The 347-nt window shown below is 70.9% G+C and carries 1 protein-coding gene; it reads left to right on the top strand.

All coding sequences use genetic code 11. The annotated features are described in order from the left end of the window. Positions 1-161: 161 nt before the first annotated feature. Positions 162-347 (top strand): hypothetical protein (locus tag ADL15_RS20595; protein WP_198170910.1); only part of this gene is annotated, 186 nt, incomplete at its 3' end.

Here is a 347-nt window from a genome sequence, read left to right as displayed (position 1 = left end):
CCCTGAAGACGGCGGGTCCGAGCGCCCCCAGCTTCGACGGTGGCGTCCGGCCGACGGCCCGCCCGTCATCCATGAACGACCTGATCCGGCAGCAGGCCGGCAGGTCCTGATCACTTCCGGCGCGGCAGGGTCCGGCCGGTCTCACAGAAGGAGGGGCCGCCGTGGCCTACAACAACATCACGAGCCGTACCGACGCGGCCGCGCTCATCCCCGAGGAGGTCTCCTCGGAGATGCTGGGGAAGGCGACCGAGCAGAGCGCCGTGCTCCAGCTGTTCCGTCCGCTGCCCGTGCAGGGCGCCCAAGTCCGGTTCCCGATCCTGAACGCGCTGCCGGTGGCGTACTGGTCG

The sequence above is a fragment of the Actinoplanes awajinensis subsp. mycoplanecinus genome, assembly GCF_001509495.1.
In the GTDB taxonomy this organism is placed as follows: Bacteria; Actinomycetota; Actinomycetes; order Mycobacteriales; family Micromonosporaceae; genus Actinoplanes; species Actinoplanes palleronii.
This window is presented reverse-complemented; position numbering and strand designations above follow the sequence as displayed.